The 19,102-nt window shown below is 71.3% G+C and carries 13 protein-coding genes; 8 read left to right on the top strand and 5 right to left on the bottom strand.

The window, feature by feature from the left end; all coding sequences use genetic code 11:
- Positions 1-427: 427 nt before the first annotated feature.
- The 4 genes from ACIBCT_RS02565 to ACIBCT_RS02550 all read left to right on the top strand — a co-directional run bounded on the left by ACIBCT_RS02565 (position 428) and on the right by ACIBCT_RS02550 (position 10,231).
- Positions 428-3,367 (top strand): glycoside hydrolase family 48 protein, encoded by a 2,940-nt coding sequence (locus tag ACIBCT_RS02565; protein ID WP_399185652.1) that lies wholly within the window; start codon positions 428-430, stop codon positions 3,365-3,367.
- 135 nt (positions 3,368-3,502) lie between these two features.
- Positions 3,503-6,319 carry a glycoside hydrolase family 9 protein gene (locus ACIBCT_RS02560; protein WP_399185651.1) on the top strand — a complete coding sequence of 939 codons (2,817 nt, stop codon included), beginning with the start codon at positions 3,503-3,505 and terminating at the stop codon, positions 6,317-6,319.
- Positions 6,320-6,698: 379 nt separating this feature from the next.
- Positions 6,699-8,258, top strand: a complete 1,560-nt coding sequence (locus ACIBCT_RS02555; protein WP_399185650.1) for a cellulase family glycosylhydrolase — start codon at positions 6,699-6,701, stop codon at positions 8,256-8,258.
- Positions 8,259-8,593: 335 nt separating this feature from the next.
- Positions 8,594-10,231, top strand: a complete 1,638-nt coding sequence (locus ACIBCT_RS02550; RefSeq protein ID WP_399185648.1) for an endo-1,4-beta-xylanase — start codon at positions 8,594-8,596, stop codon at positions 10,229-10,231.
- A gap of 201 nt (positions 10,232-10,432) precedes the next feature.
- Here the strand turns inward: ACIBCT_RS02550 and ACIBCT_RS02545 are convergent, their stop codons facing one another.
- Complete coding sequence (locus ACIBCT_RS02545) at positions 10,433-11,179, bottom strand: SGNH/GDSL hydrolase family protein (RefSeq protein ID WP_399185647.1); 747 nt, start codon at positions 11,177-11,179, stop codon at positions 10,433-10,435.
- 203 nt (positions 11,180-11,382) lie between these two features.
- On the opposite strand from ACIBCT_RS02545, the gene ACIBCT_RS02540 reads away from it, so the two are divergent.
- On the top strand, positions 11,383-13,200 hold the full coding sequence (locus ACIBCT_RS02540) for a DUF2207 domain-containing protein (protein ID WP_399185646.1): 1,818 nt from the start codon (positions 11,383-11,385) through the stop codon (positions 13,198-13,200).
- A gap of 99 nt (positions 13,201-13,299) precedes the next feature.
- On the opposite strand, the gene ACIBCT_RS02535 is transcribed toward ACIBCT_RS02540, so the two are convergent.
- Positions 13,300-14,241, bottom strand: a complete 942-nt coding sequence (locus ACIBCT_RS02535; RefSeq protein WP_399185645.1) for an asparaginase — start codon at positions 14,239-14,241, stop codon at positions 13,300-13,302.
- 57 nt (positions 14,242-14,298) lie between these two features.
- On the opposite strand from ACIBCT_RS02535, the gene dtd reads away from it, so the two are divergent.
- The gene (dtd, locus tag ACIBCT_RS02530) at positions 14,299-14,724 is read left to right on the top strand and encodes a D-aminoacyl-tRNA deacylase (RefSeq protein ID WP_399185644.1); all 426 of its coding nucleotides are present in this window, start codon (positions 14,299-14,301) and stop codon (positions 14,722-14,724) included.
- Positions 14,725-14,865: 141 nt separating this feature from the next.
- Here dtd and ACIBCT_RS02525 read toward each other — a convergent pair whose 3' ends face one another.
- The 3 genes from ACIBCT_RS02525 to ACIBCT_RS02515 all read right to left on the bottom strand — a co-directional run bounded on the left by ACIBCT_RS02525 (position 14,866) and on the right by ACIBCT_RS02515 (position 17,838).
- Positions 14,866-15,849: a YgfZ/GcvT domain-containing protein gene (locus ACIBCT_RS02525; RefSeq protein WP_399185643.1), complete on the bottom strand. Its 984-nt coding sequence runs from the start codon at positions 15,847-15,849 to the stop codon at positions 14,866-14,868.
- 42 nt (positions 15,850-15,891) lie between these two features.
- A complete protein-coding gene (locus tag ACIBCT_RS02520; protein WP_344890344.1) occupies positions 15,892-16,305 on the bottom strand; it encodes a Fur family transcriptional regulator in 414 nt (137 codons plus the stop codon).
- A gap of 597 nt (positions 16,306-16,902) precedes the next feature.
- A complete protein-coding gene (locus ACIBCT_RS02515) occupies positions 16,903-17,838 on the bottom strand; it encodes an NAD(P)-dependent oxidoreductase (RefSeq protein WP_399185642.1) in 936 nt (311 codons plus the stop codon).
- A 199-nt stretch (positions 17,839-18,037) separates the two neighbouring features.
- Here ACIBCT_RS02515 and ACIBCT_RS02510 point away from each other — a divergent pair, with 199 nt between their 5' ends.
- Both ACIBCT_RS02510 and ACIBCT_RS02505 read left to right on the top strand, forming a co-directional pair.
- A complete protein-coding gene (locus ACIBCT_RS02510; protein ID WP_399185641.1) occupies positions 18,038-18,538 on the top strand; it encodes a hypothetical protein in 501 nt (166 codons plus the stop codon).
- Between the two features lie 11 nt (positions 18,539-18,549).
- Positions 18,550-19,089 (top strand): hypothetical protein, encoded by a 540-nt coding sequence (locus tag ACIBCT_RS02505; RefSeq protein ID WP_399185640.1) that lies wholly within the window; start codon positions 18,550-18,552, stop codon positions 19,087-19,089.
- Positions 19,090-19,102 lie beyond the last annotated feature (13 nt).

The following is a 19,102-nucleotide window of genomic DNA, read 5'->3' as shown; positions in this document are numbered from 1 at the left end:
CACGATCTCCACGGCGGGCCGGGGCCTTTCGCGTCCCCGGCCCGCCGCCGTTCTCCGGCGCGGTGCGGCACGACTCGGCACGAGGCCCGCGGGTCCTTCATGACGGGTGTCCGGCCACCCGCGGGCGCCCGTGACCTCGCCGGTGGCGGGGGCCGGGCAGGGCCCGCCCACAAGCAAGCGCTCGAGCTTCAAGATCGGGAAAGCTTGAAAGTTTCACGACCCGGGAAAAACGCCGTCCGGATCGCAGCAGCCTGGCGGCATGGGGCCTGAAACATCGACGTAACCGGGGGCACATGCCATTGACATCCCCGCCCCCGTCCCCAGAATCCCTTATGGGAGCGCTCCCACCCTTTCTCTCCTCTGCTCGATCCGACTCAAAGTCACCACCAGCGGCTTAGCGTCGATCCCACCCATGGAGGCCCATTTCATGTATAGATTCCCCATCAAAGCGGGAGCGCTCCCACGCCTCCGAAGGCGGGTCGCCGCGCTGGCGCTGATCAGCCTGGCGGCCGGGACGACCACCGCGCTCGCGGCCTCTCCGGCCGCCGCGGCCGTCGCCTGCGACGTGACCTACAGCACCAACGACTGGCAGGGTGGTTTCACCGCCAGCGTGTCGATCAAGAACCTGGGCGACCCGCTGACCGGCTGGACGCTCGGGTTCGACTTCCCGACGACCACGCAGAAGCTCGTCCAGGGCTGGAGCGCCACCTGGGCGCAGACCGGCCAGAGCGTCACCGCCAAGAACCTGGCCTGGAACGGCAACCTGGCGACGGGCGCCTCGACCAGCGTCGGGTTCAACGGCAACTGGTCCGGGTCCAACCCCAAGCCGACGAGCTTCACCGTCAACGGCACCACCTGTGGCGGGACGACCCCGGTCAACCAGCCGCCGACCGCGACGCTCACCGCGCCCACGGCCGGAGCGACCTTCACCGCGCCCGCCACGGTGGAGTTCACCGCGAACGCCTCCGACCCCGACGGCACGGTCTCCAAGGTCGAGTTCCTCAACGGCAGCACCGTGGTGGGCACCGACACCACCGCGCCGTACACGTACAACTGGACGAACGTCGCGGCGGGCAGCTACTCCGTCAGCGCGCGGGCGACCGACGACAAGGGCCTGGCCACCACCTCCGCCCCCGCCGGGATCACCGTCTCCGGGACCTCCGCCGCCGCGGTGGTCGTCACCCCGGCCACGCTCGCGGTCGCCGAGGGCGGTAACGCCGACCTGGCGGTCAAGCTCTCCAAGGCACCGGCCTCGAACGTCACCGTGACGACCGCGAGGACGAGCGGTGACAGCGATCTGACCGTCTCCTCGGGCGCGTCGCTGACCTTCACCACGGCCAACTGGAACACCGCCCAGACGGTCCGGATCGCCGCCGCCGAGGACAGCGACGAGGCCTCGGGCAGCGCCGAGTTCACCTCGACGGCCAGTGGCCACACCGCGGGCAAGGCGACCGCCACCGAGGTCGACAACGACTCCACCGGTGGCGACAACGAGTACATCAAGCGCTTCACCACGATGTACAACAAGATCAAGGACCCGGCGAACGGGTACTTCTCGCCGCAGGGCGTGCCCTACCACTCGGTCGAGACCTTCATGGTCGAGGCGCCGGACCACGGGCACGAGACCACCTCCGAGGCCTACAGCTACTACCTGTGGCTGGAGGCCGCCTACGGCAAGGTGACCGGCGACTGGAGCCGGTTCAACGAGGCCTGGGCCTCGATGGAGAAGTACATCATCCCGGCCACGGCCGACCAGCCGACCAACGCCTCCTACAACCCGGCCAAGCCCGCCACGTACGCCGGCGAGTGGGACGACATCAAGCAGTACCCGTCCAAGCTGGACGGCGGCGTCTCGGTCGGCGTCGACCCGATCGCCAACGAGCTGAAGACCGCCTACGGCACCAGTGACGTCTACGGCATGCACTGGCTGCTCGACGTGGACAACACCTACGGCTTCGGCCGCTGCGGCGACGGCACCACCAAGCCCGCGTACATCAACACCTACCAGCGCGGTCCCGAGGAGTCGGTCTTCGAGACGATTCCGCAGCCGTCCTGCGACACCTTCAAGCACGGCGGCCCCAACGGCTTCCTCGACCTGTTCACCGGGGACAGCTCCTACGCCAAGCAGTGGAAGTACACCAACGCCCCCGACGCCGACGCCCGCGCCGTCCAGGTGGCCTACTGGGCGCACACCTGGGCCAAGGAGCAGGGCAAGGAGGCGCAGGTCTCGGCCACCGTCTCCAAGGCCGCGAAGATGGGCGACTACCTGCGCTACGCGATGTACGACAAGTACTTCAAGAAGCAGGGCTGCACCAGCACCTCGTGCCCGGCCGGCACCGGCAAGGACAGCTCGGCCTACCTGCTGAGCTGGTACTACGCCTGGGGCGGCGCCTACGACACCTCCGCGGGCTGGGCCTGGAGGATCGGCTCCAGCCACAACCACTCGGGCTACCAGAACCCGATGGCCGCCTGGGTGCTGTCCAGCGTGGACGCGCTCAAGCCCAAGGGCGCGACCGCGGTGCAGGACTGGACCACCAGCACCAAGCGTCAGCTTGAGTTCTACCGCTGGCTCCAGTCGACCGAGGGTGCCATCGCCGGTGGCGCCACCAACAGCTGGCAGGGTCACTACGCGGCCCCGCCGTCGACGCTGCCGACCTTCTACGGCATGGCCTACGACTGGCAGCCGGTCTACCACGACCCGCCGTCCAACCAGTGGTTCGGCTTCCAGGCCTGGTCGATGGAGCGGGTCGCGGAGCTGTACTACGCGACCGGCAACGCCGACGCCAAGCTCGTGCTGGACAAGTGGGTCAAGTGGGCCACCGACAACACCACGATCAACGCCGACGGGACCTACCAGATCCCCTCGACGCTGGTGTGGACCGGCCAGCCCGACACCTGGAACCCGACCAACCCGGGCTCCAACGCCGGCCTGCACGTCAGCATCAGGGACTACACCACCGACGTGGGTGTGGCGGGCTCGTACGCCAAGGTGCTGATGTACTACGCGGCCAAGTCCGGTAACGCCACCGCCAAGAACGTGGCCAAGGGCCTGCTCGACGGCATGTGGAGGAACAACCAGGACGCCAAGGGCGTCTCGGTCACCGAGACCAAGGCCGACTACAGCCGCCTCAACGACCCGGTCTACGTGCCCCCGGGCTGGACCGGCAAGATGCCCAACGGCGACGTGATCAACTCCAACTCGACCTTCCTGTCCATCCGGTCCTTCTACAAGAACGACCCGGACTGGCCGAAGGTGGACGCCTTCCTGAAGGGCACCGGGCCCGCCCCGTCCTTCAACTACCACCGCTTCTGGGCACAGGTCGACGTCGCCGTCGCCCTGGCCGAGTACGGCCGGCTCTTCCCCTGATCCCGCGCCCGGCGGGCCCGGCTCCTCGCGAGCCGGGTCCGCCGGGCCGGCGTCACCTCCCCTGAGACCTCGGGGCGTGACGGCATCCCTGACCTGCTGTCACGCCCCGAGCACCACCTCCGAGAGGCACCCCCCATGAAGAAGACCCTGGCGGCGCTCGCGCTGCTGGCACTGGCCGCCGTGCCGGTACCGGCCGCCGCCCAGGCAGCCGCCCAGACCACCGCACGGACAGCCGCACCCGCCTTCGCGTACGGCGAGGCGCTGCAGAAGTCCATCTGGTTCTACGAGGCCCAGCAGGCGGGGAGACTGCCGAGCTGGAACCGCGTCGGCTGGCGCGGCGACTCCGCCCTCACCGACGGCCAGGACGTCGGCCTCGACCTGACCGGCGGCTGGTACGACGCGGGCGACCACGTCAAGTTCGGCCTGCCGATGGCGGCCAGCGCGACGATGCTGGCCTGGGGCGCGGTGGAGTACCGGGACGCGTACGCCTCCTCGGGACAGCTCACCCACCTGCTGAACAACCTCAAGTTCGTCAACGACTACTTCATCAAGGCCCACCCGTCGCCGAACGTGCTCTACGGGCAGGTCGGCCACGGCGGCAAGGACCACGCCTGGTGGGGCCCGGCCGAGGCCATGCAGATGGAACGGCCCTCGTTCAAGATCGACGCCTCCTGCGGCGGTTCGGACCTGGCCGGGGAGACCGCGGCGGCGATGGCCGCCTCGTCGATCGTCTTCCGCCCGACGAACCCGGCGTACGCCGACACGCTGCTCACGCACGCCAAGCAGCTCTACACCTTCGCCGACACCGTGCGGAAGAAGTACAGCGACTGCATCACCGACGCCGCCGGGTACTACCAGTCCTGGAGCGGCTACAACGACGAGCTGGTCTGGGGCGCGATCTGGCTGCACCGGGCCACCCAGGACGCCTCCTACCTGGCCAAGGCCGAGGCGTACTACGACAACCTCGGCACCGAGCCGCAGTCCACGACCAAGTCCTACAAGTGGACGATCGCCTGGGACGACAAGTCCTACGGCGCCTACGTGCTGCTGCACAAGCTGACCGGCAAGCAGCGCTACCTCGACGACGCCAACCGCTGGCTGGACTACTGGACGGTCGGGGTCAACGGGCAGCGGATCCGCTACTCCCCGGGCGGCCAGGCCGTCCTGGACCGCTGGGGATCGCTGCGCTACGCGGCCAACACCTCGTTCGCGGCGCTGGTCCACTCGGACTCGATCACCGACGCGACGCGTAAGGCGCGCTACCACGACTTCGCGGTCAGGCAGATCAACTACGCGCTCGGCGACAACCCGCGCAAGTCCTCGTACGTGATCGGGTTCGGCGCCAACCCGCCGAAGAACCCGCACCACCGCACCGCGCACGGCTCGTGGACCGACCAGATGACCAACCCGGTCGAGACCCGCCACACCCTGTACGGCGCCCTCGTCGGCGGCCCGCCCGACCCCGACGACGCCTACACCGACAAGCGCGACGACTACGTGATGAACGAGGTCGCCACCGACTACAACGCGGGCTTCACCAGCGCGCTGGCCCGTCTGTACAAGGAGTACGGCGGCGCCCCCGCGGCGAACTTCCCGGTCGCCGAGACCCCTGACGGCCCGGAGATCTTCATCGAGGCCGGGGTGAACGCCACCGGCTCGACGTTCACCGAGATCAAGGCGATCGTCAGGAACCAGTCGGCCTGGCCGGCGCGCCAGCTCACCGACGGCTCGTTCCGCTACTACTTCACCCTCGACGGCGACACGACCGCGAGCCAGGTCACGGTGACCTCGGCCTACAACCAGTGCAAGCCCCCGACCGGCCCGACCCTGCTGTCCGGGAAGACCTACTACGTCACGATCGACTGCTCGAACAGCTCGATCGCCCCGGCCGGCCAGTCGCAGCACCGGCGCGAGGTGCAGTTCCGCCTCGCGAGCACCGGCACCTGGGACCCGTCCAACGACTGGTCGTACACCGGCGTCGCCACCACCCCCGGCGCGACCCCGGTGCGGGTGCAGAACATCACGGTCCACTCCGGTACGACGAGGATCTGGGGCAACCCGCCCGGCGACGAGCCGGAGGACACCGTGGCGCCCACGCGGCCCGGTAAGCCCGCCGTCTCGGCGATCACCGGCACCGGCGCCACGCTGACCTGGACGGCCTCCACCGACAACGTGGGCGTCACCGGCTACGACGTCTACCGGGGGACCACGAAGGTCGCCACCGCCACCGGCACCTCCCACACCCTCACCGGCCTCACCCCGGCGACGGCCTACACCGTCTCCGTGGTGGCCAGGGACGCGGCCGGGAACTCCTCGGCCGCCTCCGAGAGCACCTCGTTCACCACGACCGAGGCCCCGGAGGAGGACACCGTGGCGCCCACGCGGCCGGGCAAGCCCGCCGTCTCGGCGATCACCGGCAGCGGCGCCACGCTGACCTGGACGGCCTCCACCGACAACGTGGGCGTCAGCGGCTACGACGTCTACCGGGGGACCACGAAGGTCGCCACCGCCACCGGCACCTCCCACTCCCTCACCGGCCTCACCCCGGCGACGGCCTACACCGTCTCCGTGGTGGCCAGGGACGCGGCCGGCAACTCCTCGACCGCCTCCGAGAGCACCTCGTTCACCACGACCGAGGCCCCGGCCGGCGGCTGCGTCGCCACCTACAAGGTGGGCAGCAGCTGGCAGGGCGCCTTCCAGGGCGAGGTCACCGTCAAGAACGAGGGCACCTCGGCGATCACGGGCTGGACGGTCACCTGGAGGTTCCCGAACGGCCAGACGATCAGCCAGCTCTGGAGCGGCACGCACACCCAGACGGGAGCGGACGTGTCGGTCAGGAACGTGGGCTGGAACGGCGCGCTCGCCCCGAACGCCTCGACGTCGTTCGGCTTCACCGCGAGCCAGAACGGCACCAACGGCGTCCCCACTCCGGTGACCTGCACCACCGGCTGAGCTCCGGCCCGCGGTGCCACCCGTCGCGGGCCGGGACCTCGCCTTCCCAGGTCCCGGCTCCGGTGATCCGCGCCGCGGGCCGGGCCCCCGTCCTCCCCCGGGTCCCGGCTTCGGTGACGCGCACCGCGGGCCGGGCCCTCTCCTTCCAGACCTCCACGGACCTCGGCCCCGGTGATGCGCACCGCGGGCCGGGCCCCCGCCCCTCCGGACCTCCCCACCAGATCCCGTTCTCCCAGACCTCGGTCCCGGTGATGCGCACCGCGGGCCGGGATCTCGTCCCGGAATCCCGGCGACGGCTCCCCCGAGCCGCCGTCCCCACGCCCCGGCCGGGCGCGACGACCCCTCCGCCCGGCCGGGCACTCTCCACCAGAGGTAGGTCATGCGAACACGACTGGCGCTGCTCGCGGCGCTCTTTCTCTCGTTCTTCGTCTCGATGTCCCCCGCCCACGCCGCCGTCGGCCTGCACGTCAGCGGCACGAAGATCGTCGAAGGCAACGGCACCCCGTTCGTGATGCGCGGCACCAGCCACGCGCACACCTGGTACGCGAGCCAGACCGGTTCGTTCGCGGACATCAAGTCGCTCGGCGCGAACGCCGTCCGGGTGGTCCTCAGCGGAGGCCGGTGGACCGCCAACAACGCCGCCGACGTGGCGAACGTCGTCTCGCTCTGCAAGCAGAACAAGCTCATCTGCGTGCTGGAGAACCACGACACCACCGGCTACGGCGAGCAGAGCGGCGCCTACACCCTCGACCAGGCCGTGGACTACTGGATCGGCGTCAAGAGCGCGCTCGTCGGCCAGGAGGACTACGTCGTCATCAACATCGGCAACGAGCCGATCGGCAACAACGCCACCACCCCGAACTGGACCCAGGCCACCTCCGCCGCGATCACCCGGATGCGCAGCAACGGGTTCCAGCACCTGCTGATGGTGGACGCCCCCAACTGGGGCCAGGACTGGAGCTTCACCATGCGCGACAACGCGGCGACCGTCGCCGCCGCCGACCCGCAGCGCAACACGGTCTTCTCCGTGCACATGTACGGGGTGTTCGACACGGCCGCCGAGGTCACCTCCTACCTGCAGGCGTTCCAGACCGCGGGACTGCCGCTGGTGATCGGCGAGTTCGGCTTCAACCACTCCGACGGCAACCCCGACGAGGACACGATCATGGCCCAGGCCCAGGCCAGGGGCATCGGCTACTTCGGGTGGTCGTGGAGCGGCAACGGCGGTGGCGTCGAGTACCTGGACCAGGTGACCAACTTCAACGTCGCCAACCTCACCCCCTGGGGAGAGCGGCTCTTCAACGGCGCGAACGGCATCGCGCAGACCGCGGTCGAGGCCACGATCTTCGGCGGTACGGGAACCCCTGACACGCAGGCCCCGACCAGGCCCGGCACCCCGGCCGCGTCCCAGATCACCTCCACCGGCGCACGCCTGACCTGGACCGCCTCCACCGACGACCGCGCCGTGAGCGGCTACGACGTCTACCGCGGAACCACCAAACTCGGCTCCTCCACCACCAACTCCATCACCCTGAGCGGCCTGTCGGCCGAGACCGCCTACACCGTCCACGTCGTGGCCCGCGACGCCGCCGGCAACACCTCCACCCCCTCGGCCACCACCACCTTCACCACCACCTCCACCCCGCCCACCGGCTGCACCTCCACCTACCGCACCGCGGGCTCCTGGCAGGGCGGCTTCCAGGGCGAGGTCACCGTCACCTGCACCGCAGCCGTCACCAACTGGAAGAGCGTGCTGACCTACCCCGCGGGCGTGAACATCACCCAGAGCTGGAGCTCCACCCTCTCCGCGGCCGGAACCGCCTTCACCTTCGTCAACGCCGCCTGGAACGGCTCCATCCCCGCCGGGGGATCGACCACCTTCGGCTTCATCGGCACCTGGAACGGCACCGGAGCCCCGCCCACCCCCGTCATCTCCTAGTCCTCTCCTGGTCCTCCCCTGCTCCTCCCCTGCTCCTCCCTCGCGAGCGGCTCCCACGGAGCGGCTCCCCCGACGGGGTCCCGTACGGCGACGCACCCGTACGGGACCCGCCCGGACGACGGCGGCTCCCTCGCGGAGACCTTCCACGCGGCTCCCCAGGGCACGGCTCTCCCGGGGAGCGCGTCCGGTGAAGGACCGCCAGGAGCCCGGTCCGCCGGGCAAGGGGGCACGGCCGGCCGCCGTGCCCCCTCCCTCGGTTCCGCCTCAGACCTCCCCGCCGACCTCCCGATCGCAGTTCCCGGCCGGATCTCCCCGGCCCCGAGAAAGGACCCCCCGTGTCCGGTTTCCGCACGGCGCTCAGGGCGGCCGCGGCCGCCCTGATCCCGATCGCCACGGCCGCCATGGCGGTGCTCCCCGCCACACCGGCCCATGCCGACTCCCCCCTGCGCGAGCACGCCGAGGCGCGCGGCAAGTTCATCGGCGCCGCGCTCGCCACCGGCCCCCTGGCGAACGAGAGCGCCTACCGCGACATCGCGGGAGGCGAGTTCAACCAGATCACCGCAGAGAACGCGATGAAGTGGACGGACACCGAACCCAGCCAGAACCAGTTCACCTGGGCCGGCGCGGACGCGATCGTCGACTTCGCCACCCAGAACGACCAGCAGGTGCACGGGCACACGCTGGTGTGGCACAACCAGACGCCCGACTGGGTGCAGAGCCTCGGCGCCGACGCCATGCGCGCGGCCATGCAGAACCACATCGCCAAGGTCGTCGGCCGTTACGCCTCCAACCCCGCGGTCGTCTCCTGGGACGTGGTGAACGAGGTCTTCGACGACAACGGCAACATGCGCACCTCGTTCTGGTACCAGAAGCTGGGCGAGAGCTACATCGCCGACGCCTTCCGCGCCGCGCGGGCCGCCGACCCCGACGCCAGGCTCTGCATCAACGACTACAACGTCGAGGGCGTCAACGCCAAGAGCACCGCGATGTACAACCTGGTCCGCTCGCTGCGGGCGGCGGACGTCCCGGTGGACTGCGTCGGCTTCCAGGGCCACCTGGCCATCCAGTACGGCTTCCCGGGCCAGGTGCAGGAGAACCTGCAGCGTTTCGCCGACCTCGGCGTCCAGGTGCGGTTCACCGAGATCGACATCCGCATGCAGACACCGCGCGACGCCACCAAGGACGCCCTGCAGGCCACCTACTACACCAACATCGTCAAGGCCTGTCTCGCGGTGCCCCAGTGCGCGGGCATCACGCTGTGGGGCTTCACCGACAAGTACTCCTGGGTCCCCGACACCTTCTCCGGCCAGGGCGCGGCCCTGATCTACGACGAGAACTACGCCGCCAAACCCGCGTACACGGCGGTGCACGACGCCCTGGCCGGGGGGACCGGCACCCCTGACACGCAGGCCCCGACCAGGCCCGGCACCCCGGCCGCGTCCCAGATCACCTCCACCGGCGCACGCCTGACCTGGACCGCCTCCACCGACGACCGCGCCGTGAGCGGCTACGACGTCTACCGCGGAACCACCAAACTCGGCTCCTCCACCACCAACTCCATCACCCTGAGCGGCCTGTCGGCCGAGACCGCCTACACCGTCCACGTCGTGGCCCGCGACGCCGCCGGCAACACCTCCACCCCCTCGGCCACCACCACCTTCACCACCACCTCCACCCCGCCCACCGGCTGCACCTCCACCTACCGCACCGTGAGCTCCTGGCAGGGCGGCTTCCAGGGCGAGGTCACCGTCACCTGCACCGCAGCCGTCACCAACTGGAGAACCACCCTCACCTACCCGGCCGGGGTGGGCGTCACCCAGAGCTGGAGCTCCACCGTCTCGGGTGCCGGAACCGCCTTCACCTTCGTCAACGCCGCCTGGAACGGCTCCGTCCCCGCCGGGGGATCGACCACCTTCGGCTTCATCGGCACCTGGAACGGCACCGGCGCCCCGCCCACCCCCGTCATCTCCTGACCGCCGTCCTTTGAACGCCGTCCCCTGAGCACCGTCACCCGACCCGGCCCCGCGCGGATCCCACCGGCCCGCGCGGGGCCGTGTCATGCGGATCGCGTGTCATGCGGGCCGTGTCGTGACCGTGTCGCGCGGCTCGCCGGAGCGGACCGCGTGCCGTAGGGGCCTCGCGCGGGCCGTGTGCCGTACGGTCCGGGGGCCTCGCTACGACGGGCCGGCCTCGATGCCGTGTTCCCGCAACGCGGCGATCATCCAGCGGGACAGGCGCAGATGGCCGAGGAGGGTGGGGTGCACGCCGTCGGGCAGGACGGCCCCGCGACCCCACCCCCGGCCGTGCGTGTCGAGCACGTCGAGGGGATCGAGGAAGGGCACCTCCAGTCGTTCGGCCGCGATCGCGACGGCCTCCCTGATCCGGTACGCCCACGGCGGCGCCTTGGCCACCCAGATCGGGCCGACCATCACGATCCCGGTGTGCGGCCACCGCCGCCTGATCGACTCCACCAGCCGGACGGCCGCGTTCTCGATCCTTGCGGCCCTGATCCGGCGGTCGTTGCGCCCGCCGGAGACGATCACCAGATCGGGCGCGGGACGCCAGGCGAGCTCCTCCTCGAAGGAGCGCTGGAAGGTCCGCCCCACCCTGCCGGGGTTGACGTAGCCCGTCCCGGCGGCACCCGCGGTGACGAGCTGCCAGCCCAGCTCCCGGGCCACCCGTGCCGCGTAGCCGTTCCATCCCCGTACCGGACCGGAGCCGACCGTGAAGCTGTCACCGATGACCATGACGAGCGGGGCCCGGGACGGCGGCATGGTCACGGCGGAGGAGGGGTGCGGCGTACCGCCCGGGACCGGTACGGCCGTGCCGGTCACAAGGCTGCATCCCGGGACGAGACAGGAGATCAGCACGAGGAACGCGACCGCGGGCGCCCACGGTCGTCTGTGTACGGGCGCGCGCATGCCACCTCGGGAAACGTCGGACTGCCGACATGATGGCAGATACCCGTCGGTTGCCGTGGCCGGAAAGCCGCATCCTCGGGAAGGATCCGGGACGCGGGCCGCGTCTTGATCCACCAGACGACGTACATGAGTACTCATCGGGTGAAAAACCGGGTTTGGGAGTGTCCGTCATGGGCGGGCGGTTCTCGCTAAGCTCGCGAGCCATGGCGGCATCCCTCTGGCGCCGGGTGGCCGGGAGGCGGGCCGTGACGGCCGTGCTCATCCTGGCGCTCGGCGCGTCCCCCACCCTCGCGTCCCCCGTTCTCGCCTCCGCGGCCCCCTCGGTGCCCGCGTCCCCCGTCCCGGCCTCCGTGGTCGCCCTCCCCGGCTCCCCGGCGACCTCGGTGGCCTCGGTGTCCACCAGGGGCTCCGTGACCTTCGGGGGCTCCGTCGGCTCCGTGGGCCTCGCGGGCTCCGTGCCCGCCGCCGTGCGGGCCGGCAGGGTGACGAGCACGACGGTCCGGCTGGAGCTCCGGCAGGACGGCGTACTGCACGTCAAGGAGGAGGTCGTCTTCGAAGGGCCCCCGCCGTCGCGGAGCCTCGTCGGCCGGACCCGCCACGACGACACCGACGACCGGCTCTACCCGGTCACCGGCCTCAAGGGCGATGCCACGCTGGCCGACGGCGCCATCACCCTGAAGGGCACCGGCAAGGCCACGCTGGAGTACGACGTCGGGGGCACCGTCACCCCGATGGCCGGCGCCCAGGAACTGCGCTGGTACGCCGTGGGCGGCTGGTCGGTCCCGGTCGAGCGGGCCAAGGTCGTCGTGAACGGCCCGGCCGCGATGCAGAGCCTGTCGTGCTTCGCAGGCCCGCCGACCTCGGCGATGGCCTGCACCGAGGCGTCCATGGACCACACCGGCGTCACCGGTGAGTTCGGGCAGCAGGGGCTCGGCGCCGGAGAGGTCCTCACCGTGGTCGTCGGCTATCCCGGCGACGCCAGCAAGGGCGCACCGGTCCTGGAGCGCCGCTTCGAGCTGTCCAACGCCTTCGCCGTGAACACCGTCACCGGCGGCGCGCTGGCCGCCCTGCTGCTCCTGCTGCTCGGCGGCCTCGCCCTGCTGTACTGGACGCGGGGACGCGACGCCCGCGTGGTCGGCCACGAGTCGGGGTCGCTCAGCGGCGTGCGGGACGGTCACTTCGCCCCGCCGGACGGCGTCCGTCCCGGCCAGATCGGCACCCTGATGGACGAGCAGGCCGACGTGGTGGACGTGACCGCCACGATCGTCGACCTGGCCGTGCGGGGCTACCTCAGGATCGACGAGCAGCCCCGGCAGACCTACCAGACGCCCGACTGGAGGCTGGTGCGGCTGCCCGGCGGACAGGTCACCTCGCTGATGCCGTACGAGCGGGAGCTCTACGACGCCATCTTCGACGACCGCGACGCCGTGCTGCTCTCGGAGCTGCACGGCTCGTTCGGGGCCAAGCTGGGCAAGGTCCGCGAGGCGCTCTACCGCGACGTGGTCTCGCAGGGCTGGTTCGCCCGCCGCCCCGACACGGTCCGTACCCGCTGGACGACCGCGGGCGTGGTGCTCACCGTGCTCGGCGTGCTGGCCACGGTCGCGCTGGCCTGGTTCACCACGTACGGGCTGCTCGGCCTGGCGTTGATCATCGCGGGCGCGGCCCTGGCCGTCGGCGGCCAGTACATGCCCGCCAAGACCGCCAAGGGCGCGGGGGCCCTCGCCCACACGCTGGGGTTCAGGGAGTACCTGTCCACGGGCGACATCGGCCACGACGTCCCGGTGGCCCAGCGGGTGGAGCTGTTCTCCCGCTACCTGCCCTACGCCGTGATCTTCGACAGCGTGGACCGGTGGGCCCGGGTGGTCTCCTCGGTCACCGGCGACGGCCGGGAGGCCGACCACCTGTACTGGTACCACGGCCCGGCCGAGTGGGACCTGTCCAGGTTCGCCGACTCGATGCGCACGTTCACCATGACCACCTCGGGGGCGATCTCCACCACCCGGCAGTTCCGCTCGCTCTGACGCCCCGCCCCCGCCGTCCTCCCCGGGCCTGGAGGGACGGCGGGGACGACGGCGACGACGGCGACGGCGGCGACGGCGACGGCGACGGGGGCGGGAGGGTCAGCGCACCCGGATCTCGCCCACCGGGCGCCCGCCGCCGAGCACGCTCACGGTGGCGAGCTCGTCCAGCTCGGGTCCCTCGAACCCGAGGGCGGTCAGGGCCGTCACCGTGGCCGGGATCACGGCCCGCTGGCCGCCGTCCTCGATCTTGACGGTTCCCGCGCGCCCGTCGGTGTGGGCGAAGGCCAGGAACGCGTCGGCGCCGCCCTTGACCATCAGGCCGGGGACGGCCCGCATCAGCCGGGCCTCCGGCCGGCCGGTGCCCGAGGTCCACTCGGGATGGGCGCGGAACGCGTCGGCGACGCGGCGCTCCGGGGTGCCCGGTCCCGCCATGACCATGGCGCGGAACCCGCGGGTCACACCGAGCATGGAGACGAAGAACAGCGGGGCGCCGCAGCCGTCCACCCCGCCGGCCGCGATCCGCTCCCCGGTCAGTTCCTCGATCGTGGCGCGCACGGCCCGCTGCAGCGGGTGGGCCTGGTCGAGGTAGGTCTCCGTCGGCCAGCCGTTGACCACGCAGGTGGCGAGCATCGCCGCGTGCTTGCCCGAGCAGTTCATGTGGACCCTGGCCGGGCCGTTCCCCGAGCGCAGGACCGCGTCGCGGGTGGTGGCGTCCAGCGGCAGGTCCTCCGGGCAGCGCAGCGCGCTCTCGTCCAGCCCGGCCCCGGCGAGGATGCCGCGTACCCCCTCGGCGTGGAACGGCTCCCCCCAGTGGCTCGCGCACGCCAGCGCGAGCGCCTCCCCGGTCAGGCCGAGCCCGGCGCGGACCATGGCGAGGGCCTGCAGGGGCTTCACCGACGAACGCGGCGAGGCCAGGGCGTCCACCGCTCCGTGCACCCTGACCAGCGACCCGTCGGCGGCCACCGCGAGCACCCTGGCCCGGTGGACCGACTCCACGAACCCCGACCGGACGACATCGACGAACAATGACTCAGCAGACACCGTTGTCTCCTTTCGCCCAGAGTCTAGGCAGGGGGCACGACACGGGATGATGGGGACATGCGTGCTGTGGTGCAGCGGGTGAGTTCCGCGTCGGTGACGGTGGACGGTGTGACGGTCGGGGCCGTCGACGAGCCCGGACTGCTGGTCCTGGTGGGCGTGACCCACACCGACACCCCGGCGGAGGCGTCCAGGCTCGCCGCCAAGCTCTGGGGGCTGCGGATCCTCTCCGGGGAGAGGTCCTGCTCCGACGTCGGCGCGCCGCTGCTGGTGGTCAGCCAGTTCACCCTGTACGGCGACGCCCGCAAGGGACGCCGCCCCACCTGGCAGGCCGCCGCGCCGGGCCCGGTGGCCGAGCCCCTGGTCGAGGCGGTCTGCGCGGCGCTGCGCGAGCTGGGCGCCCGGGTGGAGACGGGGGTGTTCGGCGCGGACATGAAGGTCGCCCTGACCAACGACGGGCCGATCACCCTGATCCTGGAGGTGTGACCGCCTCGGCCCCGGCCGGTCCGGAGCACGACAGTACCCGGCCGGGTCCGGGACAGGACCCGGCCGGTCCAAGGCGTGACAGGACCCGACCGGTCCGGGACGGGTCAGGGCCGGGTCAGGGCCGGGACGGGCGTCGAGCGGTCAGCGGATGCGGCGGCGCAGCGCGGGGTCGATCTGGACGTTGCGCCCGGCGTCCGGCGGCACCACCACCTCCTGGGAGGCGGCCACCCCCCCGGCCTCCAGCGTGGCGTCCACCGGCACGGTCCTCTTGATCACGGCCAGCGCGACCGGACCCAGCTCGTGGTGGCGCGCCGAGCTGCCGACGGAGCCGACCTCCGTGCCGTCGTGGGTCACCGGGGCACCGTGCCTGGGCAGGGTGTCGACGCTGCCGTCCAGGTGCAGGAAGACCAGGCGCCGTGGCGGGTGGCCCAGGTTGTGGACCCGCGCCACGGTCTCCTGCCCCTTGTAGCAGCCCTTGTTGAGGTGCAGGGCCGTGCCGATCCAGCCCACCTCGTGCGGGATCGTCTTGTGGTCGGTCTCGAAGCCCAGGCGGGGACGGTACTCCTCGATCCGCAGCGCCTCGTACGCCCAGAGCCCGGCCAGGCCCAGGCCGACCCCGACCGCCAGCAGCTCGCGCGGGAGCAGGAGGTCCTGCCCGATGACGACGGTCCCCTCGGGCGGTACGGGACGCGCCTTCGCGCCCACGGAGACGACGGCGTAACGCTCGGTCACGTCGGTGACCTCGACCCTCAGCATGAACCGCATCCGGTCGAGGAAGGCGGCCAGCGCGGCACCGGTGCCCGGCTCGACATGGGCCCACACGGCCTCGCCGTCGTCGACGAGGACGAGGTGGTGCTCCACCCGGCCCTGGGCGTCCAGCAGCAGCGTCTCGGTCGGCCGGCCGGGTTGCAGGTCGTCGAGTTTCTGCGAGGTGAGGCTGTTGAGCCAGCTCAGGCGGTCGGGCCCGGCGATCCGGACGACCTCGCGGTTGCTCCGGTCGACCATCGCCTCCCCGGCGAGCAGCGCGCGCTGCTCGGCGAACGGGTCGCCGTAGTGTCCGGCGACGTCGGCGTCGGGGGCCTCGGCCGCGACCGCGCCGGGAGTGTCCAGCAGAGGGCTTCGCATACCCCCAGCCTACGAGGCCCCGCCGGGAGCGACGGCCGCGGCTCAGCGGCAGTCGCGGCAGCGACCGAAGATCGTCAGGTGGTGCACGTCGGTGGCGAACCCGAGCTCGGTGTCCAGGTGGGTGACGAAGTTCTTCACCAGGTCCGGGCTGACCTCGCTGATCTCCCCGCAGCCGCGGCAGACCAGGTGCACGTGGTCGGCCTCGGCCGTCAGGTGGTAGGTGGGGGCGCCGTGCCCGAGATGGCTGTGGGTGACCATGCCGAGCTCCTCCAGGAGCTCCAGGGTCCGGTAGACGGTCGAGATGTTCACCCCGCGCGCGGTCTCCCGCACCCGGGCACAGATCTCCTCGGGGGTGGCGTGCTCGCAGTCCTTGACCGCCTCAAGCACCAGCTGGCGTTGCGGGGTGACCCGGTAACCGCGCGCCCGCAGTTCCTCATGCCACGACGTCTCGGTCATGGCACGAGTCTAAGAGCACCGGGGCCCTGCTCGCCGTCGTGATCACCGGATCTTCGGCCCTCTTCCCCTCCGGCCTCGCGGACGGTCCGCGCGGTGCCGCGGGCGACCCCGCGGGCGCTTCGGAACCGCGCCGCGGCCGGCCTCGTGAGCGGCACCGCGGCCGAGGGAAACGCCTGGTCAGGGGCGGGTCTGAAGATCTTTACGGCCGATGTGGATATTCATTTGCCCTCGGGCCCAGGATTTCATAACGTACAGGCACGCCGAAAGGAGGTGGTCCGAACAATGGTTGATCATAGTTGGGCTAGCGAGGTGGCTGTCCGCTAGGACGCCGCGACCGGACTCTGTCCGGGCGTCTGGCGACGTTCGGCGAATCCAAGACAATCACCGGAACCTCGGGCCGCCGGAGGGCGGGAGCGATCCCGCCTGTAGTCCACCGGCCCCCCTGCCCGGCAGGGGGAAGTGGCCCGGGGTTCTTCCCTTTCCGGCCTTCCTTCCGTAGGCGGCCCCACACTCCGTAGGCGACCGGCCGAACGCTCCGTGCGCGACCGGCCGAACGCTCCGCGGCCCCGCGCCGTCACGACGGTCCCCCACGCGCGGTCACTCCCGGAAGCCGGGGTTGGCGCAGTGCAGCGGGCGTTCCCCGCCCAGCACCCTGACGATGTCCTCGCAGATCATCCTGGTGTGGTTGATCTCGGTGTCGTAGGTGGACGCGCCCACGTGCGGGGTCAGCACCACGTTGTCCATGTCGGTGAGCGGATGACCGGGCTCCAGCCACTCCCCGGCGAACCGGTCGAGACCCGCACCGGCCAGGTGCCCCGTCTTCAACGCCCCCACCAGCGCGTTCATGTCGTACAGGTACGGGTCGGCGGTGTTGACGAAGATCGCTCCGGTCTTCATGGCGGCGAACTGCGCCGCGCCGACCAGCGGGCCCGCCGACGCCGGGGCCTGCACCGAGACCACGTCGGCCTGGGCCAGCAGGACGTCGAGACCGTACCGGTTCTCCTCGGCCTCGGGGTCGTACACCATGACGCGCATGCCCAGCCCCTTCATCCGCCACGCCAGCGCGCGGCCGACCGCCCCGTAGCCGATCAGGCCGACGGTCCGGCCGGCGAGCTCCCAGGCGCGGTGCCGGAGGCGGGAGACCGCGCCCTGCCGGATCTCCCGGTCGCCGACCGCCACCCGGCGGGTCACCGCGAGGATCAGCGCGAGGGTGAGCTCGGCGACCGCGTCGGCGTCCCGCCCCGGGGCGCAGACCACGGGAATGCCCCTGCCGGTGGCCGTGACGAGGTCCACGTTCTCCGCGTCGCCGCGGGCGCACCCCACGACCAGCAGCGGAAGGTCCAGGACCGGGCCGGCCACCTCGTCGGCCTCGGTGACGAGGATGCGCGCGCCGGTGTCCGCCAGGCGGCGGGCGAGGTCGTCCGCCCGGTGGGGGCGGTGCTCGGCCGGGTCGTAGTGGACGTCGACCAGTTCCCTGAGACGGTTCCATTCCGGACCCCGCATGGGCGCCAGGACGAGCGCTCGTGGCTTCACCGCACCTCCCTGTTTCAGGAAATTTTGGTACTCGGAGCTTTCCACGAACGTCACGCAGAGTCTCGGCAGTGACTCGACCGTCATCAACCTCTCACCGGCCGCCCACGGCGGGAACGCCGGGCGCAGTGAGTTCCAAGGAGACCACAAGAGCCCCGGCCCATGATGGCGGCGCACGATCACCGACGAACGGAGAACGACGATGTTCCGGTCATCCACCCGCGTGACGCTCGGCGGCGCGCTGCTCGCGGGGACACTGCTCACGGGCGGCGCCGCCCACGCCGACGAGCCCGCCCCCAATGTGCGGGTCTCCCTGCTCAGCATCGTCGCGTACGAGCTGGAGGAGAGCGGGCACGACGAGATCTACGTGATCGCCCAGAAGGACAAGACGGTGAAGCGGGTCTTCCCGTACAACGACGACGACCTGTCGGTCGCGCGGTTCGACTGCGTCCACGTCGCCGGAGACGCCTGCCCCGAGGGCACCAACACCAGGTCGGTGAACTCGGGTTCGGCGACCTTTCCCGCCGACGGACGGCTCCTGATGGTCGCGCTCATGGAGGACGACCACATCGGCGACGACGTGCTTATCAACGTGCCGCTCTGGCCGAAGCCGATCAGCGAGACGCAGTACCAGCCCCACGAGGCGAACATCAACGGTTACCACTACCGGTTCGTCTTCCGCCTTGAGCCCACCTACGCCTGACGGAGGATCACATGCGCACGCTCCTGCCCGGAGTCGCCACCACGGCCGCCGCACTGTCACTGGCCGCGTTCCTCGCCGCACCCGCCCAGGCCGCGGCCGATCCCGGCGAGCGGAAGGTCCGGCTGAAGTCCGGCGCGCCCGTCGCGGGTGAGCTCGTCCTGGTCCTCGGCTCGCTCGAGGCGTTCGACCTGGAGGAGAAGGGCCAGGACGAGGTCCGCGTCGAGCTCAAGGACGGCCAGGACAAGTACTACATGTGGCCCACCAACGGCGAGGAGGCCGAGACCAGGCTCGGGTACTGCTGGACCTGGACGAGTGCCGCCGCCAAGTGCTCCGGGAGCACCCAGAGGTCCGCAGGGCCGTACACCCGGCTGACCGTGACGCCGGGGGCCTCGTTCACCATCGAGGTCTGGGAGGACGACCACATCGGCGACGACCTGCTGCTCAGCATCCCGGTGATCGCGAGCGGCGAGCCCCAGGCCGTCGAGGGCAGGTCGACTCCCGGCAAGGGATTCAACTACGGCCTCACCGCCCGCATCGAGGTCGCCTCCTGAGGGACGTCGCGGG

Origin of the sequence: Streptosporangium sp. NPDC050855, assembly GCF_044456585.1 — a bacterium.
Taxonomy (GTDB): domain Bacteria; phylum Actinomycetota; class Actinomycetes; order Streptosporangiales; family Streptosporangiaceae; genus Streptosporangium; species Streptosporangium longisporum.
This window is presented reverse-complemented; position numbering and strand designations above follow the sequence as displayed.